Annotated in this window: 26 protein-coding genes; 18 read left to right on the plus strand and 8 right to left on the minus strand. The window is 68.8% G+C overall.

The window, feature by feature from the left end; all coding sequences use genetic code 11:
• Positions 1–31: 31 nt before the first annotated feature.
• The 14 genes from ACQP2T_RS07565 (at position 32) to ACQP2T_RS07630 (ending at position 9216) form a co-directional block, all read left to right on the plus strand.
• Entirely contained in the window at positions 32–871 is an 840-nt protein-coding gene (locus ACQP2T_RS07565; RefSeq protein WP_433515482.1) for an NAD(P)H-binding protein, read from the plus strand.
• A gap of 140 nt (positions 872–1011) precedes the next feature.
• Positions 1012–1620, plus strand: coding sequence for a dihydrofolate reductase family protein (locus tag ACQP2T_RS07570; protein WP_433515483.1), 609 nt, complete (start codon positions 1012–1014; stop codon positions 1618–1620).
• 170 nt (positions 1621–1790) lie between these two features.
• The gene (locus ACQP2T_RS07575) at positions 1791–3164 is read left to right on the plus strand and encodes a cytochrome (protein WP_433515484.1); all 1374 of its coding nucleotides are present in this window, start codon (positions 1791–1793) and stop codon (positions 3162–3164) included.
• Positions 3165–3224: 60 nt separating this feature from the next.
• Positions 3225–3740, plus strand: coding sequence for a hypothetical protein (locus tag ACQP2T_RS07580; protein ID WP_433515485.1), 516 nt, complete (start codon positions 3225–3227; stop codon positions 3738–3740).
• A 215-nt stretch (positions 3741–3955) separates the two neighbouring features.
• Positions 3956–4435 (plus strand): hypothetical protein, encoded by a 480-nt coding sequence (locus tag ACQP2T_RS07585; protein WP_433515486.1) that lies wholly within the window; start codon positions 3956–3958, stop codon positions 4433–4435.
• On the plus strand, positions 4435–5538 hold the full coding sequence (locus ACQP2T_RS07590; protein ID WP_433515487.1) for an SRPBCC family protein: 1104 nt from the start codon (positions 4435–4437) through the stop codon (positions 5536–5538). Before ACQP2T_RS07585 ends, ACQP2T_RS07590 begins: the two co-directional genes overlap by 1 nt.
• A gap of 107 nt (positions 5539–5645) precedes the next feature.
• Entirely contained in the window at positions 5646–6041 is a 396-nt protein-coding gene (gene gvpJ / locus ACQP2T_RS07595) for a gas vesicle protein GvpJ (RefSeq protein ID WP_433515488.1), read from the plus strand.
• A 1-nt stretch (position 6042) separates the two neighbouring features.
• Entirely contained in the window at positions 6043–6852 is an 810-nt protein-coding gene (locus ACQP2T_RS07600) for a GvpL/GvpF family gas vesicle protein (protein WP_433515489.1), read from the plus strand.
• A gap of 6 nt (positions 6853–6858) precedes the next feature.
• Positions 6859–7125: a gas vesicle protein GvpG gene (locus tag ACQP2T_RS07605; protein WP_433515490.1), complete on the plus strand. Its 267-nt coding sequence runs from the start codon at positions 6859–6861 to the stop codon at positions 7123–7125.
• Between the two features lie 130 nt (positions 7126–7255).
• A complete protein-coding gene (locus ACQP2T_RS07610; protein ID WP_433515491.1) occupies positions 7256–7519 on the plus strand; it encodes a gas vesicle protein in 264 nt (87 codons plus the stop codon).
• Positions 7520–7536: 17 nt separating this feature from the next.
• Positions 7537–7914, plus strand: coding sequence for a gas vesicle protein (locus ACQP2T_RS07615; RefSeq protein WP_433519726.1), 378 nt, complete (start codon positions 7537–7539; stop codon positions 7912–7914).
• Positions 7907–8704 carry a GvpL/GvpF family gas vesicle protein gene (locus ACQP2T_RS07620; protein ID WP_433515492.1) on the plus strand — a complete coding sequence of 266 codons (798 nt, stop codon included), beginning with the start codon at positions 7907–7909 and terminating at the stop codon, positions 8702–8704. The genes ACQP2T_RS07615 and ACQP2T_RS07620 overlap by 8 nt, the downstream gene beginning before the upstream one ends.
• Entirely contained in the window at positions 8694–8903 is a 210-nt protein-coding gene (locus ACQP2T_RS07625) for a gas vesicle protein (protein ID WP_225296244.1), read from the plus strand. The genes ACQP2T_RS07620 and ACQP2T_RS07625 overlap by 11 nt, the downstream gene beginning before the upstream one ends.
• Entirely contained in the window at positions 8893–9216 is a 324-nt protein-coding gene (locus ACQP2T_RS07630) for a gas vesicle protein K (protein ID WP_358541825.1), read from the plus strand. The genes ACQP2T_RS07625 and ACQP2T_RS07630 overlap by 11 nt, the downstream gene beginning before the upstream one ends.
• Here ACQP2T_RS07630 and ACQP2T_RS07635 read toward each other — a convergent pair.
• On the minus strand, positions 9213–10106 hold the full coding sequence (locus ACQP2T_RS07635) for an aminoglycoside phosphotransferase family protein (RefSeq protein ID WP_433515493.1): 894 nt from the start codon (positions 10104–10106) through the stop codon (positions 9213–9215). The genes ACQP2T_RS07630 and ACQP2T_RS07635 overlap by 4 nt on opposite strands.
• 611 nt (positions 10107–10717) lie before the next feature.
• On the opposite strand from ACQP2T_RS07635, the gene ACQP2T_RS07640 reads away from it, so the two are divergent.
• A complete protein-coding gene (locus tag ACQP2T_RS07640) occupies positions 10718–12718 on the plus strand; it encodes a zinc ribbon domain-containing protein (RefSeq protein WP_433515494.1) in 2001 nt (666 codons plus the stop codon).
• Positions 12719–12744: 26 nt separating this feature from the next.
• Here the strand turns inward: ACQP2T_RS07640 and ACQP2T_RS07645 are convergent, their stop codons facing one another.
• The 3 genes from ACQP2T_RS07645 to ACQP2T_RS07655 form a co-directional block, all read right to left on the minus strand.
• A complete protein-coding gene (locus tag ACQP2T_RS07645) occupies positions 12745–14205 on the minus strand; it encodes a DHA2 family efflux MFS transporter permease subunit (protein WP_433515495.1) in 1461 nt (486 codons plus the stop codon).
• Between the two features lie 78 nt (positions 14206–14283).
• On the minus strand, positions 14284–14769 hold the full coding sequence (locus ACQP2T_RS07650; RefSeq protein WP_433515496.1) for a MarR family winged helix-turn-helix transcriptional regulator: 486 nt from the start codon (positions 14767–14769) through the stop codon (positions 14284–14286).
• A gap of 26 nt (positions 14770–14795) precedes the next feature.
• The gene (locus ACQP2T_RS07655; RefSeq protein ID WP_433515497.1) at positions 14796–15599 is read right to left on the minus strand and encodes an AfsR/SARP family transcriptional regulator; all 804 of its coding nucleotides are present in this window, start codon (positions 15597–15599) and stop codon (positions 14796–14798) included.
• A gap of 231 nt (positions 15600–15830) precedes the next feature.
• Between ACQP2T_RS07655 and ACQP2T_RS07660 the strand changes: the two genes are divergently transcribed.
• Positions 15831–16046, plus strand: a complete 216-nt coding sequence (locus tag ACQP2T_RS07660; RefSeq protein ID WP_433515498.1) for a DUF397 domain-containing protein — start codon at positions 15831–15833, stop codon at positions 16044–16046.
• Between the two features lie 82 nt (positions 16047–16128).
• On the opposite strand, the gene ACQP2T_RS07665 is transcribed toward ACQP2T_RS07660, so the two are convergent.
• Positions 16129–17001 (minus strand): Scr1 family TA system antitoxin-like transcriptional regulator, encoded by an 873-nt coding sequence (locus ACQP2T_RS07665; protein WP_433515499.1) that lies wholly within the window; start codon positions 16999–17001, stop codon positions 16129–16131.
• 442 nt (positions 17002–17443) lie between these two features.
• A complete protein-coding gene (locus ACQP2T_RS07670) occupies positions 17444–18232 on the minus strand; it encodes an MBL fold metallo-hydrolase (RefSeq protein ID WP_433515500.1) in 789 nt (262 codons plus the stop codon).
• Positions 18233–18285: 53 nt separating this feature from the next.
• On the opposite strand from ACQP2T_RS07670, the gene ACQP2T_RS07675 reads away from it, so the two are divergent.
• Entirely contained in the window at positions 18286–18684 is a 399-nt protein-coding gene (locus ACQP2T_RS07675; protein WP_433515501.1) for a MerR family transcriptional regulator, read from the plus strand.
• A gap of 283 nt (positions 18685–18967) precedes the next feature.
• On the opposite strand, the gene ACQP2T_RS07680 is transcribed toward ACQP2T_RS07675, so the two are convergent.
• Complete coding sequence (locus ACQP2T_RS07680) at positions 18968–20152, minus strand: hypothetical protein (protein WP_433515502.1); 1185 nt, start codon at positions 20150–20152, stop codon at positions 18968–18970.
• Between the two features lie 113 nt (positions 20153–20265).
• Positions 20266–21912, minus strand: coding sequence for a dolichyl-phosphate-mannose--protein mannosyltransferase (locus ACQP2T_RS07685; RefSeq protein WP_433515503.1), 1647 nt, complete (start codon positions 21910–21912; stop codon positions 20266–20268).
• Positions 21913–21990: 78 nt separating this feature from the next.
• On the opposite strand from ACQP2T_RS07685, the gene rsmI reads away from it, so the two are divergent.
• Positions 21991–22839: a 16S rRNA (cytidine(1402)-2'-O)-methyltransferase gene (gene rsmI, locus ACQP2T_RS07690; protein ID WP_433515504.1), complete on the plus strand. Its 849-nt coding sequence runs from the start codon at positions 21991–21993 to the stop codon at positions 22837–22839.
• The last annotated feature ends 23 nt before the right edge of the window (positions 22840–22862 follow it).

Consider the following 22862-nt stretch of genomic DNA (forward strand, 5'->3'; position numbering starts at 1 on the left):
TATTTCCGCAAATGGCCAGGCTGACCGGGGCATGATTCTTGTGACCGGTGCCACCGGCAACGTCGGACGGCAGGTTGTCGCCCAGCTCGTGTCCGCCGGCGCCCCTGTGCGGGCGCTTGTGAGAGACGGCCAGCAGTCTCGGCTCCCTGAGGGGGTTGAGGCGGTCGAAGGTGACCTGTCCAGGCCGGGCACCCTGAAGGGAGCGCTGGCCGAGGTCGAGACGGTGTTCCTGATCTGGCCCTTCCTCGCCACGGACGGTGCCTCCGCCGTACTCGACGTGATCCAAGGCCGGGCCCGCCGCGTCGTCTACCTATCCTCGTCGGGGGTGGATGACGAGGCCGAGCGGCAGAGCGACCCGATCAACCAGCTCCACGCCGACATGGAGCGTCTGATCGAGAGGTCCGGCCCCCGGTGGACGATCCTGCGGGCAAACACCATCGCTTCCAACACTCGTGGGTGGGCCGAGCAGATCCGTGGCGCGGGTGTCGTGCGTGGTCCTGACATCGCCGCCACCGCGGTGATCGATCCGCGCGACATCGCCGCCGTGGCCGTACGTGTGCTGGTCGAGGACGGGCATGCCGGCGCGACGTACGTGCTGACCGGCCCGCAGGTGGTGAGCAGGACCGAGCAGGTGCACGCCATCGGGGAGGCGATCGGACGCCGCTTGCGTTTCGAGAAGGTGCCCGTAGAGCTCGCCCGGCAGCAGATGCTCGCGGACGGCAGGCCGCCGGCCCTGGTAGAAGCCCTGCTGGCCAGTGCCGAAACGCGGCCTCACTCGGCTTTGATCACCTCCACCGTGGAAGAGGTCACCGGAACTCCGGCGCGTACGTTCCGGGACTGGGCTTTCGACCACGCCGACGACTTTCGCTGAGCGAGCGGGCGAGCGGGCTGGGCTGCCGTCCGGGGCATAGGGAAGCCTTAAGGATTCCGTAAACGGGTCGCGCCACGCTGAAGGCAGATGAAGACGGCGGGACCGGACGGACCCGCCCAGCCCTCAAGGGAGTGAGACAGATGGCGAGCAGGCTGGTCGTTTCGACGTTCGTGTCGTTGGACGGTGTCATGCAGGGCCCCGGCGGCGTCGGCGAGGACGACTCCCACGGCTTCCAGCACGGCGGATGGCTGCCCCCGCACGTGGACGAGGGGTTCGGCCGCATCATGAACGACCAGCTTGAGCGGGCGGACGGAATGCTGCTGGGCCGCAGGTCGTATGAGATCCTCGCCTCGTACTGGCCCAACGTGCCGGACGAGGAGGGCGGCGCCAAGATCAACAGCATGCCCAAGTACGTCACCACCAGGTCGCCGATGGCCGCCGAGTGGCGCAACACCGAGGTTCTGGTGGGCGAGGCCGCCCAGACGGTCGCCGAGCTCAAGCGGCGCACCGACGGCGAGATCCTCGTGCAGGGCAGCAGCGACCTGATGCGTACGCTGCAGGAGGCCGAGCTGGTCGACGAGTATCGGCTGCTGATCTTCCCCGTCGTTCTCGGCCAGGGCAAGCGGCTCTTCGCCGAAGGCACCACGCCGGCCGGCCTGAAGGTCACCGGGTCGACCACCACCGACGCCGGCGTCATCTACGTCACCTACGAGTGGGCGGGCAAGCCCTCCTACGGCTCCGTCGCATAGCAGAAGCCAGATCTCCCTCGTCACGTGCTGTGCTGTGATTTTTCCGTAAAGTGTCCCTTTCGCGCCCGCGTGGTGATACAAAACCCCCAATTTGGTCTTCCACGTGGGCGCCGGGATGCGACCGCTCTCACAGAAGCAGTGGACCGAGAGAGAGGTCGTGCATCACCTTGATGCCTGGCGCGTGGACCCCATCGACCCCCGAACCACTGGCGTCGGTATCCGTAGAACCGCTGCTCACCAGGGACTACGACGCGGATCCCGCGCTCGTCCATGACCGCCTGCGCGCCAAGTACGGGCCGGTCGCGCCGGTGGACCTCCTAGGGGTGCCGGTGTGGCTGGTCCTCGGGTACGCCGAAGTGCTGCGGGTCATGAAGAACGAGGGCGACATCTGGAGCAAGCGCCTGGACAACTGGCGGGCGAGGGTGGAAAGCGCGTTGCCACCGGACTGGCCGGTGCTTCCCGCGTTCGAGCTCAACAGCGTCGCCTTCCAGGACGGGATGACGCTGCACCGGCTCCGCGACACGTGGACCTCGGCGCTCGCGCCCTTCCAGGACCGCGGTCACCCTCAGGCGCAGCTGCTGGAAGACGCGATCAGACGATATGCCGACGACCTCATCAGTTTGCTGGCCGAAGGCGAATCCCGTACCGGATGGGCGGATCTGTCCGCACAGTACGCACGACCGCTTCCCTTGATGGTCGCCAACCGGCTCTTCGGCTTCGAGACCGCGCGTGGCGATGACGTGGTCATGGACACCTGGCGGGTGCTGGACGCCGGTCCCGAGGCGGCCGCGGCCTCGCAGCGGTTGTTCGCCGCGATGATGGAGCTGTCCACCGCCAAGATGAGCCGCCCCGGGAACGACCTGCCTTCCTACATGCTCGCCGCCAATCCCGGCTTCACCCTCGAAGGGCTGTCCCGGGAGCTCCTCATGCTGCCGGGTGTCGTCGGCGACATGACCGGGGGCCTGATCTGCAACACGATCCTCGAGGTGATGACCAATCCGGACGTGCGGTCGGGCCTGTCCGCGGGGACGATCGAGGAGACCGTGAACCGCGTCGCGCTGGCCAACCCGCCGATGGCCAACCTCACGTTCCGGTTCCCGACGGCGGATGTGCGGCTGGGGCGCTTCGTCATCGCCGCGGGTGATCCCGTCATGTTGTCCGTCTCCGGAGCCCACAGCGATCCGTTGTTCGGCAGCGCGATCGATCCGTATGCCATCCGCAGCACTCGCGCTCACCTGGCATGGGGCGCGGGGCCGCATGCCTGCCTCGCGCGGCTGCTGGCCACCCGCATCACCACCATCGCCGTGGAGCGGCTGTTCGATCGCCTCGACAGGCTGCGGCTCGCACTGCCCGCCGACCAGCTCCCGTGGCGTTCCTCTCCGTTCATGCGGGCGCTGCGGTCACTGCCGGTCGAGTACGAACTCGCCCAGGCCCCGGCGGACACCGAACCGGCGGTGTCGGCAGACGCGGTCACCGTGGAAGAGGAGCGGCCCCGCTCCGCGCTGTGGCGTTTCCTGCGCGGGTTGCGTGGATCACGGAAATAGTCCCCATTAGGGTAGGCGACGCACTCCCGCAGTCGATCATGTGGCGTTGGAAGGCGGCCCATGCCCCGGTGGCGTTACCTGCGATGGTGGCTGGCCGCACTGGTGGCCTCCGCGCTGAGTTTCCTGGCCCTGTGGCTGCCGATGCTCTTCAGACCCCAGGGGGCGGCCGGCTGCACCGGTTACGGCCCCCTTCCGTTCGGCCTGGCGGAGGTGTGGTCCGAGCTCGAACGGATGTGGCTTCATCTCCGTGAGCCCGTGGCCTCCTCGTTCGAGGGGAGTCTGCTCCTGAACGGTCTGCCGACGCTGAGCGTCCTGCTGGCGACCGTGGTCTCCGCCTGGGCGGGTCGGCGGCTAGCCGTGGTGGTGGGGGTGCTGGCCGCCCTGGTCGTGGCGGTGGTCGCGCTGGACTGGGCGTTCATGGTGGTCTCGTATTTCATGATGCTCGGCTGCGCGGGCTGGGAGGGAAGGCTGCCGTGGTTGGTGTGGCAACTGCTGCCGATGTTCGGATACGGCAGCGCGGTCGTCATGCTGGTCGCGGGCATGCGGGTCCGGCGGCGTGCGGAGCGGGTTCTCTAGCCGCACGGGAAGCGTGCAAATCGCTGTAAAAAGCGAACTATTGACCATATCTGTACGAAGTTCGCATGGCACTCCTTGTGCGACCCCTGCGGACCTCTGGTGCCTGATGCGCCCCGCCTGTCCGTTTTCTCCGATCATGTGTTTGTTTGTCTTTTTTGTGGGGCAGGTGGAGACCGGTTGTTCCAGGCGAGTCGGGAGGGCAAGGAGCGCTGGTCATGAAAGACAAAGTTCAGATAGGGCTGGCCATCGCCGCGGGCTACTACCTCGGCCGACGCCACAAGCTGCGTTGGGCGACCACGTTGGCTTTGGCCGGGGTGCTCAGTCGGCTGCGCGGCCAGGGGGGCCTGCTGTCGCAGGGGATCAAGATGCTCGGTTCGTCGCCTGAGATGGACAAGCTCACGGGCCGCCTGCGTGGCGAGCTGCTGGACGTCGGCAAGGCGGCAGCCGTGGCCATGACGAGCAGGCAGCTCGAGTCGCTGACCACGCGGCTGCACGAGCGGGCCGAGGGTCTGCGCCACCCGGGCACGCCTGAGGAAACGGCCGAAGACGAAGAGGACTACGAAGAGGGCTACGAGGAGGAAGAGGAAGAGGCGCCTGAGGAGGAACCGCCCAAGCCGGCACCTCGGAGAAGGAAGCCCAAGGCCGAGCCCGCACGCGCTACGCGGCCGGTCACCAGGACACGGAGGCGAGCTTGATGGCTCAGGTATCGAAGGCTCGGCCCATCAAGAAGGTCACTGAGGCGCTGCCGACAGACGTCAAGAAGGTCGCGGAGGCTCTGCCCACAGAAGCGCTCACCCAAGAGCTCAAAAACCTCGCACAGGCCTTCATCGAGCGAGCGCTGCAGTCCGTGAGCGACAAGGTCGAGGACGTGGCGGGCCGGCTCGCCGATCCCGCGGCAGGCGGCGGAGTTTCCGGCCTGTTCAGCGCGCTCACCGGATCGGATGAATCTGGCGGCAAGTCCGTCAAAGGTTCGATGCTGGGTGGCGCGGCCATGGGGGCGCTCAAGGGCCTGTTCGGAGGCATGGGCAAGGGGACCAAGAAGCTACGGTTCGTCAACATCGCCGAGACGCTCGACATCGGCGCTCCCGTACGGGTCGTCTACAACCAGTGGACGCAGTTCCAGGACTTCCCGACCTTCATGAAGAAGGTGGAGCACGTAGAGAGCGAGAGCGACGAGAAGCTGTCGTGGAAGACCCAGGTCTTCTTGTCCCATCGCAACTGGGAGTCGGACATCGTCGAGCAGGTGCCCGACGAACGGATCATCTGGCGGTCCAAGGGCCCCAAGGGCTACGTCGACGGTGCGGTGAGTTTCCACGCGATAACCCCCAACCTGACCAGGGTCGTGCTCGTACTCGAATATCACCCGCGCGGACTGGTGGAGCACGTCGGCAATATCTGGCGTGCGCCGGGCAGGCGGGTACGGCTGGAGTTCAAGCACTTCAGGCGGCATGTCATGACGCAGACCATGCTGCACCCAGAGGAGATGGCCTCCGGCGGGTGGCGCGGCGTGATCCACGACGGTGAAGTCGTCAAGGACCACGAGACCGCGGTCCAGGAGGAGGAAGAGGAACGGCCGGAAGAGGAGCCGGAGGAAGAAGAAGAGGAAGAGGAGCTGCCGGAGGACGAGTACGAGGAGGAGGAAGAGGAAGAGCCCGAGGAGGAAGAGGAGGAGCCGGAGGAAGAAGAAGAGGAAGAGGAGGAAGAAGAGCCGCCTCGCGCGGCCTCTCGGAGACGGGGGCGCGCCAAGGAGCCACCGGCGCGGCCGGTTCGTCGCAGAGCCGGTACCCGGACGACGTAACACGGGAGGGCGTCCGCGAAGACCGGCGGGGCAGCGTCGCCAGAGACCGGCGGGGCAGCGTCCCCGTAGAGCGGCGGGCGGCGTCCGCGAATACCGAGGGAGAAGTAATGACCGTGCAACCCGCGACAGGCGGAATAGCCGACCGTCCGTCTCCGTCGGGCCTGGCCGACGTCATCGACACGATCCTCGACAAAGGGCTGGTCATCGACGCCTACGTCCGGGTCTCACTCGTCGGCATCGAGCTGCTGACCATCGACGCGCGCATCGTCGTGGCCAGCGTGGACACCTACTTGCGCTACGCCGAGGCCGTGAACCGGCTGGACCTCGCGGAGTCCGGGGGAGAAGGGCTGCCCGAGATCATGCAGAACATGACGCAGAGCAAGGGCAAGAACGTCACCCAAGGAGCCCTGGAAGCGGCGGGGGAGAAGCTGAGCGACTTCGTCGGCGAGCTTGGCGAGAAACAGGAGACGCGCAGTCGGCGGCAAGAGCGAGAGGAGCGGTGAAATGGCGCAATCCGCAGAAGCCGCGAAGGCCGCCGGTAAGGATGTTCCCGAGCAGGTCACCAAGAAGACCGGCATCTACATCTACGGTCTCGTACCCGAGGACGTCGAGGTGGCCGGCGACGCGCAGGGCGTAGGGGACGAAGCCGCGGAGATCAGGCTGGTACGGCATGGCGAGATCGCCGCTCTGGTGAGCGACGTCGCGCTCGACCGTCCGCTCGGAACCCCCGACGACCTGTTCCGGCATGGGGCCCTGCTGGATGCCACCGCCGCCGAGGTGCCCGTCGTCCCGCTCCGCTTCGGCTCGGTGATGACGAACGAGGAAGCCGTCGTCGAGGAGCTGCTGACGCCGCACCACGATGAGTTCCGCAGCGCGCTGGACGAGCTGGAGGGGCGGGCCGAGTACGTCATCAAAGGACGCTACGTCGATCAGACGCTGTTCCGTGAGGTGCTGAGCGAAGTCCCGGAGGCCGAGCAGCTGCGTACGGAGATCCAGGGCCAACCGGAGGATCTGACGCGGAACGCGCGGATCCGGCTCGGGGAGCTGATCAACCAGGCGGTCGTGGCCAAACGCGAAGCCGACACGCAGGCGCTGACCGAGGAGGTCGGCCCGCTCGCCGTACTCACCGTCATCCGGGAGCCGTCTCACGAACAGGACGCCGTTCACGTGGCCGTGCTCATGGAGACGGCCCGGCAGGACGAGCTGGAGCGGTTGGTGAACGAGTTCGCCGATCGCTGGTCCGGACGGGTGGAGATGCGCATATTGGGCCCGCTGGCACCGTACGACTTCATCACCGCGCGGACTCAGGAGTGATGACGGATGGGACTCATCGGCCTGATCTTCGGCTGGCCGCTCGCGCCGGTCAAAGGGGTGATCCGGCTCGGCGAGCTGATACAGGAGCAGGTGGAGCGGCAGACGCATGACCCGGCGGTGGTCCGGCGTCGGCTGGAGGAGATCGAGCAGTCCAGGGCCGCCGGCCTGATCTCCGAGGAGGGAGAAGCGCTGGAGATGAAGCAGACGCTCCAATCGATGATCGGCGAGCCCGGCCAGGCTGTCGCGCCGGCAGGTGAGGAAGAGGAGGGGTGATCGCATGCCTGTCAGGCGCGGTGTCCGCGAAGAGCGGCCGGCCGGCAGCCAGGCGCCAAGGCGCCCAAGGGAGGAGCCCGACGAGAGACGAACCGAACCACGTCAGAAACGCCGCCCACGCGGCCTGTCAGTGGCGGACGTCGGCGAAGCCGGTTTGGCCCACATCGCCGACTTGGTCGCGGGCGAGCCGGAAGGCATCACGATGGTGAAGCCGGTCGAGCGCGGCTGGGTGGTGAACGTGGAGGTCCTGGAAGATCACCGCATTCCCTCTTCCGGTGACATTCTCGCGCTCTACGAGGCCGAGTTGGACCCGGAGGGAAACCTGCTTTCCTACCGGCGGATCCAGCGGTATCGGCGGGGCAGTGGCACCACCGGGGAGGGCGATTCGCGATGACCGAGCCCGGCTCTGTGATGCGCCAGTCCAACGCCCCCGCCGGGCGGCTGTCCAACCACGAGCCGGCGAACCTCGGCGACATCCTGGAACGGGTTCTCGACCGAGGCATCGTGATCGCGGGAGACATCCGCGTGAACCTCCTGGACATCGAGCTCCTGACCATCAAGCTCCGGCTGATCATCGCCTCGGTCGACACCGCCAGGGAGATGGGGATCGACTGGTGGGAGCACGATCCATGGCTCAGAGGGCAGGACCAGGAGCTGCGCGAGGAGAACCGCAGGCTCCGGCGACGGCTCGCCGCCGCGGAGGAGGGCGCCGCACTGCCGCGCGGACCGACCGCGGAGGTCGAGTACGTCGACGAGGCAACAGCCGAACTGGACGAGCGTGATGAATGACGCGGGCACTTACCTGTACGCGGTGACTCGCGACGAGGGTGCCACCCTTCCCGAGGACCTGAAGGGTGTGGCCGGCGAGGGGGTGCGCGCGATCACGCATGCCGGTCTCGTCGCGTACGTGAGCACGGTCCCGCTGGACCGGTTCGGCGAGGAGCCGCTGCGGCGGTCCATGGAAGACCTGGACTGGCTGGGCGAGACTGCTCGGGCACACCATCGCGTGGTGGAGGCGGTGGCCCGGACGACGCCGACGGCCCCGGTCCGTCTGGTCACGGTCTACAGCGGCGAAGACCAGATCAGGGAGCTCCTGGACCGGCGGCATGACGATTTCGCCGAGACGCTCGGGCGGATCGCCGACCGGCAGGAGTGGGGAGTGAAGGCGTACGTCGATCCGGCCGCGCCGCCGCCCGCCGAGACGGGGGCGGAGAGCGCGACCAGTCCGGGACTGGCGTACCTCAAGAAACGGCAGGCGAGTCTGCGCAGCCGTGAGGAGACCTGGCGCCAGGCCGCCGCGCGTGGGGAGCACATCCATGACGTCCTCAAGTCCGTGGCGGTCGCCAGCCAGCGGCATCGCCCCCAGGACCCGCAGCTGTCCGGTCGCGCGGAGTGGATGATCCTCAACGGCGCCTACCTGGTCGATCTCGACCGCGGCGCGGAGTTCGCCCGGGTCGTCGAGGGGCTGCGGGGCGAGGGAATCGACGTGGAGCTCACCGGTCCGTGGGCGCCGTACTCCTTCGCCGCCTTCGCCGAGACACCGGAGAGGCCGGGAGGGGGGACCGGCGGTGACGCTTGATGAGCCCCGCGGCGCCGTGCTCGCCCGGGAGGACCGGCTGCCGCCCGAACGCGTGGCGCTGGTGGACCTCCTCGACCGGCTGCTGGCGGGTGGGGTCGTGGTGAGCGGGGACCTCGTCCTGTCCATCGCGGACATCGACCTGGTGCGCATCTCCGTACGCGCGCTGATCATGTCGGTCCGGAGTACCGATGAGGAATGACCTGGAAAAGGCGTCATCGGTGCGGAAGGTGCCGTCGAGACGGCTGCGCATCGAGACCGACGCCGAGGCGGTGGAGCGCGACCTGTCGCGCCTGGTGCTCACCCTGGTCGAGCTCGTACGCCAGCTCGTGGAGCGTCAGTGTGTGCGCCGGATGGAGCAAGGGGACCTGTCGGACGAACAGATCGAGGCACTGGGCGTGACCTTGATGCGACTGGAAGCGGCGATGACCGAAATGTGCGACAAGTTCGGTCTGTCGCCCTCCGACCTCAATATCGACCTCGGACCGCTCGGGACCCTGCTTCCCCGGGACTAGCTGTCGGCGAGGACCTGCGCCAGCGCATGGGAGGCCTGGCGGATCATGCCGGGGTTGGTCTCCCAGTAGTACGGCAGCGCTATCACCGCCTGAGCGAGCGCCCAGCCGCGCCCGCGTACCCAGGAGGCGTCGTCGACGCCGAGTTCGCGCCGGAACAGGCGTCGACTCTCACCCGCGAACACGTTCCACGCGGGCTGGAGGTCGCAGGCGGGGTCGCCCACGTTGAGGCCGCCGAAGTCGATGACCGCAGACAGACGGCCGTCGACGACGAGCAGGTTGCCCGGCAGCAGATCGCCGTGCAGCCAGAGCTCCGGGCCGTCCCAGACCGGGGCGTCGAGCGACTCCTGCCACGAGCGGAGCGTGGCGTCGCCGTCGATCCGGTCGCCGAGCTGGACGATCGCCTGACGAACAGACGCGTCGCTCTCCGCGAGCGGCCCGCCTCGGCTGTGCGGGGAGCGTGGGGGCGCACCGGCCGTGGTGACCTGACGGAGCGCGGCCACGAACGCCGCGAGATCGACGGCTGCCTGGTCCAGGTCGTCGATCGTGCCGTTGGCGTTCGCGCCGGGCAGCCACTCGTACACCGACCAGTCATAGGGATAGCCCTCGGCCGGCCGTCCCATGGCCAGCTGCACCGGAAGTGCGAGGGGCAGGTGCGGCGCGAGCCTCGGCAGCCACTCCGCCTCCTTCGCCGCCTGCTTGGTGGCCCACCCGATGCGCGGGAGCCGAGCGACCAAGTGGTCACCGAGCCGGTAGATGTCGTGATCGGTTCCGTACGAGTCGACCGGCGCGATCGGCAATTCGGCCCAGCGCGGGAACTGCGCGGCGAGCAGGCGGCGCACGAGGGCGACGTCGGTCTCGATCTCGTCGGCATGCATCTTGGTCGCTTTCATCGCCGACATTCTTGGTGAACCGCCTTGACCGTCGCAACGGAGTTTCGCCGACCGACAACGGCCGGGACCGGCCCGGCCGTTGTCGGGAAGTCAGGGTATGAACCGCTGCTCGTATTCGCTATGAAAACCTGAACATCGGCCATGATCTGTCAAGGTTGCCTCTGGGGCGGCGGCGGCCGAGCCGAGCATGATCGGCCCGCAGGGCGCGTCATGAGTCGGCGGGGTACTCGCCGGATCGCTTGCCTGCGGTGTTGCTGAGTCTGCGCGATGCGATGCGATGGGCTGCGGCTGGTTCTGGCCTGGCGGGCGGGCGAATCGGAATGTTGTCGTTCACTTGTTCTACCCGTCAGGTTCAACCGATGGTAATCTTTCCGTTGCCGATCGTGATGTTGTGTTCCGGGGGGTGCAGACATGCGGGCATACCAGCTTTCCTGCGATCGGGCCGCGCCGACCGTGTGGTGCGGCTGTTGCCACGATCGCCGCCCGGCCGGCACCCTCGCCCGCATGTGGTCGCCGGCTGTCGGGCCGTGCTCACCGGGCGGCCGATCCGAGCGCGGTGCGTCACCGTCCGCCCACCCCGTCTTCCGCCTGCCCCGAGACGGGAGCGGTGCATGAGTGAACTGACCGCTACTGCCTCGTGCACCGCTCATGCGGCGGTGGTGGAGGTGACCGGCGAGGTCGTTCCTCAGCCGCTGCTGGTGCGGCGGGTGGCTTGGCTGGCCGCTCTGGCCCGCGACCTGACCGCCCGTGTGGTGGCGGCCCGGTGGAATGCGGCTGATCTGGACTCTTTGGCGTCGGGGGTGGGGTTGGACGGGCGGGTGTTGCCGTCGAAGGGCTGGATGGCTCTGCGCAGGCTGGGCTGGGCCGTGGGCCCGCCTTCGGGTGTGCATGTGTGCGATCGGGTGCTGCGGTGCGCGCAGGAGCAGGCCGCTCGCCTGTTGCGGCTGGCGCTGCACCGGCGTCGCCTGGTGGCGGCGATCGTGGCGACCTGGCCGCACGATACGAGTGCGCGCACCGACGCCGAATGGGACGCGCTGCGCGCGCTGCTGCCGGACGGGGTGGCGGCGGCGGACATCCGCAACCGGACCCGGCAGATCCGCGCCTACCTCGACGAGCATGGCACGTTCCCGGCCGATCTGACCGAGTTGGAGGAGCCGCCGGACGTTGCGGCGCAGGTCGTGCTGGCGGCGGCCGACCGGCAACTGGCCACCCTGGAGCACGCCGGCGAGCGCGGCGCCCGCTTGCGGGTGCGGCTTCCGCTGGTCGAGTTTCCCACCAGCGGCAGGGACTGGGCGTGGCATGTGCTGCCGATCGCGTTGCCGCCGACCGTGCCGCCGGAGGCGACGTTGTTGACGCCCACCGTGCGGGTGAGCAAGGGGCGGGCGCGTGTCGATCTGCCGTTTAAGATCCCGATCGGTGTCGCGCCCGCCACGGGTCATACGGTCGGGTGCGGCTTCGACTGGGGCCTCAACACTCTGCTGACCGGCGTGGCCGGGCGTCTGGCCGACGGGCGGGTGCTCAGTGATGGGCGGCCGTTCGCCTACGACGCGAGCGGCATCTGCGCCAAGCTGCACCGGTTGCGGGCCGAGCGTGAGCACCTGGCCGCCAAACACCGGCACCTGGCAAGGCTCCTGGCCGACATCACGCCTGCCGATTCCCGCTACGCCGCGTTGAGTACGGCCTGGCAGCGGATCGGGGTTGAACATGAGCGGCTGTGCGCCCGCATCCGCAACCTGAACAAGGCGCTGGCCTGGTCGGCGGCGCGCTGGGCGGTCGACCAGGCCGTGACCGCGGGGGCGACGGTCATCTATGTGGAGGACTTGGCCACCTTGGAGGCGCGCGGGCGCCGGGGGAGGGTGAACGCGCGCCTGTCGGGGCAGGTGCGCGGGCGGATTGTCGAGGCGATCCGGCACCTGGCCGCCAAACACGCCATCGCGGTGGTCACCGTCCCGGCGCGCGGCACCTCAAGGTACTGCCCCCGCTGCGGAGCCGGCACGTCGATACTGCGGCATTGCCCGGCCCCGGATCGGCTCGGCGAGCGGGGCTGGAGGTGGGCGTACTGCCCGGCCTGCGGCCTATCCTGTGACCGGGACTGGGCAGCGGCCGAGCGGATCCTCGCACGCGGCCTACTCGGCCAGAAGGCTACCCGCACCCACCGTTCCACCGGGGCGCGCACCATCCACGCCGTCGTGGAGGGCAACGTGGCCCGCGCCCGCCGAACGCGCAAGCCCACCCGCGCGGCCCGGCGCGCCCGCCGCACCCGAGCAGACCTGCACCCCCGCCCGGCAGCACGCGACAGAGCCAAGAACCGCCCCACCCCGAAACGGCCCACCCGCACCTCACCCAACCCACGAAACAACGCACGAGACAATCCGATGACTTTCACCCGTGTGCCCGACCGGCGCACGGTGCCCGCCCCACCGCCCACCAGCGGTGGACAGCGTCCGGCGGGCCATGCACCCAAGCCGGGACGGCACCAGCCGTACCGGACAGGGCATGTCAGGAATTCCCACCACCGGACCGGCTTCCACCACGCCAAAGCCACCCCCGTGCTCACGCTTGCCAAGCACGGGAGCGGCCCAATGCAGGCCACGCCTGTCCGAGTTGCCTGAATCCTTCAGGTGGAACTACAGGGAATTCAAGACGCTGAGGTGAGCACAACCGGGTCCTGGGCGGTGGTCGTGGTGTCCCGTTCGGGCCGGCGCAGCACGGTCAGCGCCACGATGAAGGCGGCCACGAGCAGTGCGGCGGAGATGGTGAAGGCCACGTGATAGCCGCCGGTCAGCGCGACCGCCTGACTCTGCCCGGCGGACAGCAGATCCTCGGTACGGGAGGCGGCCAGCGTGGACAGGACCGCGACGCCGATCGCCATGCCGACCTGCTGGGTGGTGTTGAACAGCCCGGAGGCCAGGCCCGCGTCGTCGGCCTTGGCGCCGGACATGCCGAGCGCGGTCAGCGCCGGCAGGACCAGGCCGCCGCCCGCGATGAGCAGCATGACCGGGAGCAGGTCGGTGACGTAGTCGGCGGTCACCGGGACGCGGGTGAGCCAGCCCATCGCCGCGAGCAGGAGCGCCAGGCCGACCAGCAGGACGCGGCGGACGCCGAAGCGGGTGTTGAGCCGGGCGGAGACGAACAGCGACACGGCGCCGATGGCCACCGCCGCGGGCAGCATCGCCAGGCCGGTGCCGAGCGCGCTGTAGCCGAGGACCTTCTGCATGAAGAGCGCGACGATGATCTGGAAGGCGAACATGGCCGACAGCGCCAGCATCTGGACCAGGTTGGCGCCCGAGACGGTGCGCGAACGGAAGATCCGCAGGGGCATCAGCGGCGTTCTGGCGGTCGCCTGACGGACGACGAAGGCGGCCAGCAGAGCGAGGGATACCGCGCCGAGGCCGAGGGTGTGCGCGGCGAGCCAGCCGTACTCCTCGATCTTGACCACCGTGTAGATGCCCAGCATCAGACCGCTGGTGACCAGGACGGCGCCGATGACGTCGGCCCCGGCGGCGAGTCCGGCCCCGCGGTCGCCCGGCAGCGCCCGGATCGCCAGCGCGATGGTGGCCAGGCCGATCGGCAGGTTGATGAAGAAGATCCAGTGCCAGCTGAGCGCATCGGTGATGACCCCGCCCAGAACCTGGCCGATCGAGGCGCCGGCGGCGCCGGTGAAACTGAAGATGCCGATCGCCTTGGCGCGTTCGACGGGCTCGGTGAACAACGTCACCAGGATCCCGAGAACGACGGCGGAGGCCATCGCGCTGCCCACGCCTTGCAGGAACCGGGCGGCGATCAGCAGGCCGGGCCCGGTCGCCGCGCCGGCCAGCAGCGACGCGGCGGTGAAGACCGCGTTTCCGGCCAGGAACATGCTTTTACGACCGATGAGGTCACCCAGCCGACCGGCCAGGAGCAGCAACCCGCCGAAAGCGATCCCGTACGCGTTGACGATCCAGCTGAGCCCGGCGGGTGAGAAGCCCAGGTCCCGCTGCATGGCCGGCATCGCGACGGTCACGATGCTGCCGTCCAGGACCGTCATCAGCATCGCGGCGGACAGCACCATGAGCGCCGGCCAGCGCGATGGTTGGGGGGAAGGTGCGGTATATGACATGGCCATCTCCTGCTCAAAGGGGGAACAAGAGAGACCATAACAGATAGTTCCGTTGCGGACTATATGCCTCGGACCTTTTCAGCCCTTCTGCCGAGCCCTCCGGACTCCTTGCGGCGCCTCGGCGGCGGTGGCCAGATGCCCCGTCACCAGGCGATTCATGGCCCGCAGCAGCACCTCGGCCTCGTCTTCGGGCAGCGAGGCGAGGGCCGCCCGGTGTACGCCATCGACGATCGTCTGGCTCTGCTTGGCCACCTCCGCGCCCTTCTCGGTGACGGCGATGATCCGGGCCCGCCGGTCCGTGCTGGACGGGCGGCGCTCGGCCAGGCCCGCCTTCTCCAGGGCGTCGACGGTGACCACCATCGTGGTCTTGTCCATGTCGCCGAGCTCGGCGAGCTGGATCTGCGTGCGCTCCTCTTCCAGAGCGTGCACGAGCACGCAGTGCATCCGCGCCGTCAGCCCGATCTCCGCCAGCGCCGCCGCCATCCGGGTCCTCAGGATGTGGCCGGTGTGGTCCAGCAGGTACGACAGGTCCGGCGCGGTGCGGGAAGGGGCCATGGCAGTCATGTCGTCCAGTTTAACAATTAGTTCCGTTATGGATTATCCCGATGCTTCGCGTCGCCCTTCCTGGCGGCTTCGGCCACGCGGCGGACGGCGCTCTTGTCGGCTTCGCCAGCTGCTCCGGACGGCGCGAATCCCGGCGAATCGCCGAGGGCCGGGTCCTGGCTGAGGATGCGCTGATGGAGGCGCTCGATCTCCGCGCCCGGATCGGCCCCGAGCTCGTCGGCCAGCCGCTTCCGCAGGGCGGCGAACGCGCCCAGCGCTTCGGCCGGTCGGCCGGCGCGGTGGCAGGCCAGCATGAGCAGGCCGGTCAGCTGCTCGTCGGGCGGCCCGGCGGTGGCCAGGTCCAGGATCTCGGGGACGAGCAGCGCGTGGTGCCCGAGCCGCAGCTCGGCCTCCAGGCAGTCGATCACCGCGGCTCGGTGCTCCGCCTGCAGCTTGGCGCGGGCGTTCGCCGCGGACTGGCCGGTCAGGCCGCTGAGCGGCTCGCCGGGCCGCAGGCCGCGGGTGCCCCACTGGCGAAGGGCGTCACGCAGGATCGGTACGGCCTGAGCGTCGTCACGCCCGATCAGCGGCCGCGCCTCGTTCACCAGATCGCGGAAGCGGTAGACGTCGACCTGGTTCCGGTCGGCCAGCAGCCGGTAGCCGTTCTGGTACTTGGGCAGCATGTCGCCCAATTTCGGCCCGCTGGAATGTCCCAGATGGGCGCGCAGGTCGCTCGCGTAATGCTGGATGACCTTGCGCGCGCTGTTTATCGGCTCCGCGCCCCAGATCTTGTCGATCAGCTCCTCCATGGTGACCGGCCGGGCCCCGGCGAGCAGCAGCAAAGCCAGCATCAAACGTTGTTTTCGGTCACCGACATAAACCCGAACACCGTCCCGGTAAGCCTCCACGCCGTTCAACAATCGAAACTGCATCGGTCCACTCCTTCGTACTACGTGTATTGGATATGACTAACGGCGTTCATAGAATTCCTATGGCTGACCGACGGCGCGGTACCGAGCCGATACCCAGGCCGACCAGACAGCGGGCGGCACATGTCTCCCCGGACGGACAGGAGAGAAATAATGGGTACTGCCAAGGAAGGCCGGACGCGGCGCGCCGAATGGTTCAAGGCGACGTTCAGTGACAACGGCGGCGGCTGCGTGGAGGTCGCAATGGGCGAGAACGTGGTCGCGGTGCGCGACTCCAAGGACCCCGAGGGGCCCGTTCTCTATTTCAGCGGTGAGGAGTGGGGCGCGTTCCTCTCCGGGGTGTACGCGGGCGAGTTCGACCTGAGGTGATCCGGGTGGCGCGGGTCGCCTTGGGGAGTGCGCGAGGTGTCCGCTCCCCGAGGATGGGCGGACGGTCGTGCGCAAGGCGGGGTCACCGATCCGCGGCGCGGACGTCGGCGCTGATCGTGGCGAGGAAGTCCCGCGCCTCGTCGCCGAAGACCGCCATCTGGCTCAGCAGGGACCACTGACGCTGATAGACCGCGATGTCGTCGGCGTGGCCGGCGCTCAGCCTCACATGCGCGACTTCTATCTCCACAAAAGTGTCCGCCGCGCTGCCGTCGCTCTCGTAGAGGGTGAAACCGTGCGGGGGGCAGACAAGCGCTTCCGTGTTGTGCGGTATCAAGCCGATGGAGACGTTCTCCAGCGTGCTCAGCGAGGCTATCCGGTCCAATTGGGCGAGCAGGAGTTTGACCGGTCCAGGACGGCACCGCAGCGCCGCCTCGGTAATGAGGAATTCGAAACGCCGGCTTTCCTCATAGAGGGCGAGCTGTCGCTGCAAACGAGCCGCGACGGCCATGGACAGATTGCCCTCGGTGTACGGCGGGTCGAACAACGCGAAGATGCGCCGGGCATACTCGGCGGTCTGCAACAGCCCCGGAATGACGGTGGGCTGGAATCCCCGCACCAGCTGCGCCTGGTCCTCCTGCTCCCGGATCTCGTCCTGCAGGTGCGCCTGCCGCTGGAGCGCGGCCCGCCAGCTGTGCATCTCGGTGAAGGCCGCCTCGGTCAGGTCGGTCAGCCATTCCCGGGTCTGACTCGACGCCTCCACCGCCTCGCCCCACGCCGTCACCTCCGGCAGCGAGGGGATCACAGTCCCTGACTCGATGCGGGAGACCTTGGACTGGCTGATGCCGACCCGGTGGGCCAGGTCGCGACCGGAGATCCCGGCCAGGTCACGCAGGCGCCGCAGCTCTGTGGCCAGACGCTCACGCTTGGTGCGCTGTTCCGCGCCGTCACCGTTCATCCGCTCCGCACCCTCGACAGCATCCGGCGCACCATTCTCTACGAACCAGTTTGATGCCAATTGATGATGCACTAAATCAGCTAATGTCGCACACGTCAAACCGGTGGGCGGTGTCCGGTCTTGCCCCGGTTGGGGGAGAGATGGCTGGTCCACGCGCGGGCGCGCTCACATCGGCGGGGCGGCGGCGTGATTCACAGTGATTCAGAGGGGGCGCGCTCGGCTACGGTTCGAGTCAGATGGTGGCGCGCGACGGGCTCGGAGCCCGGCCACCGCGTTCTGCGCGCCGCGGTGGCCGGGCAGCCAGAGGTACGCGCGCGGGCGACAACCGGTTCATGCCCAGTAGAGCGCGCTCAATGACAACTGACCAGACCTCAACTGGAGCGCGCCCGATAATGCCTGGTCAGAGCTCGCTTGGAGCGCGCCCAAGGTGACCTGTCAGACCTCAGCTCATGCGGTGCAACTCCCACGGGTCGTGCGCGGAGAACACCTCCACCCCGTGCACGTTCGCCAGCTCGCGCAGCCGGTCCTGGCTCGTCAGCCGCGACCCCTCGTCCACCTGCGAGTCGAGCTGCACGATGTCCATCAGCGGATGCGGTCGCGGGTCGTCGGCCGACAGTTCGCGGTGGTAGAAGTAGGCGTCACCGGCGTGCAACAGCCACCGGTCGCCGTCCCTGACCGCCACACCCGCATGGCCCCGGGTATGCCCGGCGAGCGGCACCATCAGGAAGTCCGGCGAGAACGTCGAAGGCCGCACCCCCTCGACCCCGTACCAGGTGTCTCCGGTGCCGGGGTAGGTGACCCAGCGCGGGCCGTGCGCCCAATGGCCGGGGCGGTAGCGGCGGTTCGGCGCCTCCGTCAGCGCCGCCTGCAGCTCGGCCGCCATGACGTGCACCTCGGCCTGCGGGAAGTCGGGCAGGCCGCCGCTGTGGTCGACGTCCAGGTGGGTCAGCAGAATGTGCCGTACGTCCGCCGGGTCGTAGCCGAGGGCGGCGACCTGCTGGACGGCGGTCTCCGCCGGCCGGAGCTCGGGCCCGACCAGCTCGACCCACTCGGCTTCGAGCAGCTCGCCCGGCCGCGTCACGTCGTCCAGCCCCAGCCCCGCCTCCACCAGGACCAGCCCCGAATCGGGGGTCTCGACCAGCAGGGCGTGGCAGACGGCGGGCGCGGAGGGCAGGGACTCGGTCGAATCGATCTCGCGCATCGAGCCGAGATTCAGGTGATGGATTGTCATGTGCCCTAGACTGCGACTTGAAGCGCGGTTCAAGTCAAGTCAAGGAGCGGGCCGTGGACGAGAGGTTGCTCGACATCGGTGAGGTGGCGCGGCGCTCCGGCCTGGCGCCGTCGGCGCTGCGGTTCTACGAGCGCAAGGGGCTCATCACGGCCGACGGGCGCAACGGCCTGCGCCGCACGTACGTGCCGGAGACGCTCGAACGCCTGGCACTGGTCACCTGCGCGCGTGACGCCGGGTTCACGCTCACCGAGATCGCCGCGTTCCTGCGGGCCGGGCCGTCCGACGCCGTGTTGCGTGAGCGGATGGCCGCCAAGGAGCGGGAGGTGGACGAGCGGATCGCGCAGCTCACCCGGCTGCGCGACAGCCTGCGCCACGCGGCGGTGTGCGAACACGATCCGTTCGTGGAGTGTCCGGACTTCAAGCGGGCCATCCGCCGGGTCAGCGTCCCCTAGCGAGAGACCCCAGGGGGAGGTCCGTCACACGACCGTCCTGGCTCCTATGACGGTCCCGTGGCGGCTGAGGTCCCTTGGAGGGATTCCCCCTTCGGGGGAGGGGAGGCAGCCGGTCCGTCGTGGTTAGGGTCCCTCGGGAGGGATATTCCCGCCGAGGGAGCGGAGGCAGCCGGGTCCTTGGGGAGGTGCCCCCGTTCGGGGGAACGGTGGAAGTCGGTCCGTCGTGGCTGGGGTCCTTAAGAGGAATCCCCGTCGGGGAGCGGACGAAGAGGGTCTGTGGTGATCAGCCTGCGCTCACGTACTGCCTCGGTCTCAGGGCGTGGGCGCGGAGGGCGGCCAGGGCGGCGAGTTGGCCGGAGCGGGTCACCCGTACGGCGAGGTCGTCGGCGAAGGCCAGGCCGAGCGCCTTGAGCTGGGCGACCAGGTCGGCGACCGGCGTGGCGACGTCCTCAAGGCTCGTCGCGGGATGCCAGCCCTCGCCGCCGACCACCTCGGCCACCCGCTCGCGCAGCTCGGCAGGCGACATCAGGGCGCCGTCGGCGAGCAGCATGAGGGCGGCCTCACGCGCCGAGAGCTCGAACTCGTGCTCGCCCCTGGCCAGGAGCAGCTTGGTGACCGCGTCCCACATGGCCTCGGGGGAGTCGAGCAGTTGCCGGCCGTAGTCGGTGATCGACAGCCGGACGCCGGAGCGGCTGATCGCGCCCAGCTCGCGTTCGGCCAGCTCGCGCAGCCGGAGTGCCTCCGGTGAGGGGGCCAGGCGCATGGGGAGGCTGCCTTCCGAGGCGGCCAGCGACAGCAGGCCGTGCAGCGCGGGCAGCTGCTGGACCGAGACGGGAGCGTGCAGCCGCACCTCGAACGGCTGGGCCAGCTCGCGCCGGGCCGGGCCGCGGCCGAGCACCCAGCGGTTGAGCCGTTCGCCGTGTACGCGGTGCAGCCAGCTGTCGCCGCCCAGCTCGGTCCGCGGCGCGGTGAGCCAGCGCTTGGTAAGCGCGCCGGGATCGACGTCGTCGCCCGAGACGATCGCCAGCTCCAGCGCCGCGGAGCAGGCGACGTGCGCGCCCAGCTCCTCGGGGCCCATGATCATGCTCCATTGGAGGTCGGGCACGTCGGGCGGGAGCACACCGGTGGCCTCCAGCGCCACCTGGTAGGCGTTGGTGCCCGCGTCCTCGCCCTCACGGGCGTAGGTGCGAAGGATCTTGGTCGTGAGGGCCGACTCGCACAACCCGGCATAGCGCTCCAGCCCGCCGACCTGCAGCAGCCGCCCGAGCGCGCGGGCCAGCCGCTCATGGTCGCCACCGACCTTGAGCGGCAGTGTGTACCAGAGGAACTCGCAGACGTCGAGCTGCGTAACCGTCTCCAGCGGCTCCCCGCCCGTCAACCACTCCACAGCGGTCCTGGCCTCTTCGGCCAGGTCCGGCTCGGAGCGCTCCAACTCGGCGAGCAGGGCGGTGACGTCTGGTGCACTCATGCCTCGAAGTTTGCCGTATCGACCCCGGGCCTGACGATGACCGAAACCGGTGCGTATTGGGTCTTGCACTGCGACTACCCTATGAAATTAGTAAATATGGAACTGTGACCGGGTCAAATCCACCGCTTGTCGAAGAGCATCCGTGCCTTCCACTCGGTGTAGGGGATCAGCTCGGCGGACAAAACCGGATGCAGCCACCAGAAGTTGATCAGTGCGAGAAGTGCGAACGCACCGACGGCCGCAGCCCCGAGCGTACGCCTCAACGGTACAGCCCCGCCCGGTGTCTTCGCTGAGGGGCCTATCAGCAAACCCGCGCACAGGGTGATGGCCAGCACCATGAACGGCACCATCGGCACCGCGTAGAACAGGAACATCGTGCGGTTCTCGGTGATCGCGAAGTAGAACCAGGGCAGCCAGCCCATCGCGTAGGCCAGCAGCACCGCGCCCGCCCGCCAGTCCCGCGTGGCGACGTACCAGGCGATCAGGGCGATCAGCGCGGCCAGCGCGCCGAACCAGATCACCGGGGTGCCCACGCCGAGCACGGCCTCGGCGCAGTCCTTGGCGCCGCAGGCGCCGCCCTTGTTGCCCTCGTAGTAGAAGGCGACCGGGCGCAGCAGCAGCGGCCACTGCCACGGATCCGACATGTAGGGATGTGAGGTCGCCAGCCCGCTGTGGAAGGAGAAGACCTGCCACTGGTACTGGATCCACGACCGCATCGAGTCGATGACGAAGTAGATCGGGCCCGAGGAGGTGGCCTGGTCCCAGTTGCGCCCGTAGCCGGCCGCGCTGACGAACCAGCCGGTCCAGGTGGTCATGTACGTCACGAACGGGACCAGCGCGAAGGCGACCAGGCCGGTCGGCACGTCCTTGGAGAAGGCGCCGGAGTAGGGGTTGCGCAGGCCGACGGCCCGTCGCGCGCCGAAGTCCCACAGCAGGCTCATGACCGCGAAGGCGGCCAGGAAGAACACCCCTGACCACTTGACCCCCATGGCGGCACCGAGGCACAGGCCCGCGGCGATCCGCCACGGCCGCAGCCCCAGCCAGGGCCCCTGCGGCGACATCGGCGACGTCTCGTACCAGTCGACCAGCCGCTCCCGCGCCCGGTCGCGGTCGACCACCAGGCAGGCGAACCCGGCCAGCACCCAGAACATCAGGAAGATGTCCAGCAGCGCCGTACGGGACAGCACGAAGTGCAGCCCGTCGAGGGCCAGCAGGAGCCCGGCGAAGCAGCCGAGCAGGGTCGAGCGGGTCATCCGGCGGGCCACGCGGGCAAGGACCAGGATCGACAGCGTCCCGATCACCGCCGCGGCGAACCGCCAGCCGTAGGGGTTCATGCCGAACAGCCACTCGCCCACGCCGATCATCCACTTGCCCAGGGGCGGGTGGACCACGTAGGAGGCGCACTTGTCGAGCGTCGCCTCCGTGCACTTCTGAAAGATGTCGGTGTTGCCGGCGATGAGCGCCTTGTCGGCATCCTTGATCGTGACCCGCTCCACGAGCCACGTGATCAGCGAATAGCCGTCCTTGGCGTAATAGGTCTCGTCGAAGACGACGGCCTTGGGGTGGCCGAGCCCCATGAAGCGCAGCACCCCGCCGAAGACGGTGATGAACAGCGGCCCCAACCAGCCCCACAACACGCTGCCACGCATCGGCGGGACCACCCGATCTCGGATGGATCGCGTCCCGGGACTGCTCTCGTCCGCCGCCGGTTGGCCACTTGACTGGCCAAAGGTTTCGTACGGGAAATCGGTCACCGCCATTCGGACATCGTACGGGCCTCAAGCCAGTGCTTACCCAGGAAACAGGGTCTTATCGGGATGCCCTGCCACAATGGCCGGGTGACAGTAAAGGGCAGGTTGGTGCTGGCAGGGGCCCCCATCGGGCAGGCGGGCGACGTTTCGCCACGGCTGCGCGAGGTGCTCGAGAACGCCGACGTGGTGGCGGCCGAGGACACCAGGCGCCTGCGCAGGCTGGCCGGCGACCTCGGCGTGGAGATCCGCGGGCGGGTGGTCTCCTACTACGACGCCAACGAGGCCGGACGTGCGGCGGAGCTGGTCGAGACGCTCAAGCAAGGGCAGACGGTGGTGGTCATCACCGACGCGGGCATGCCGGGTGTGTCCGACCCTGGCTACCGCCTGACGCATCTCGCGGTCGAGGAGGGCATCACGGTCACCGCCCTGCCGGGCCCGAGCGCCGTCACCACCGCGCTGGCCGTCTCCGGCCTGGCCAGCGACCGGTTCTGCTTCGAGGGCTTCCCGCCGCGCAAGCCTGGAGAGCGCGCTCGCCGCTTTTCGGCGCTGGCGAAGGAGGAGCGCACGATGGTGTTCTTCGAGGCGCCCCACCGGCTCCAGAGCGCGCTGGAGGCGATGGCGGCGGCCTTCGGTCAGGAACGGAAGGCCGCCGTCTGCCGCGAGCTCACGAAGACCTACGAAGAGGTACGGCGCGGCGGCCTGGGCGAGCTGGCCGCGTGGGCGGCGGCGGGCGTCAAGGGTGAGATCACCGTCGTGGTCGCCGGTCACGTCGTGGCCGACACAGAGCCCGATATCGAGTCACTGGTCGCCGAGGTGGACCGCCGCGTGGCCGACGGGGAGCAGCGCAAGACGGCCGTCGCCGACGTGGCCAAAGAGGCGGGTCTGCCCAAGCGGGAGCTCTACGACGCGGTTCACAGGAGATCGTCCACCCCATAGGGTGCGCATCGTGAAGAAATGGG

Source organism: Nonomuraea sp. CA-143628, from assembly GCF_050942315.1.
Lineage (GTDB): Bacteria > Actinomycetota > Actinomycetes > Streptosporangiales > Streptosporangiaceae > Nonomuraea.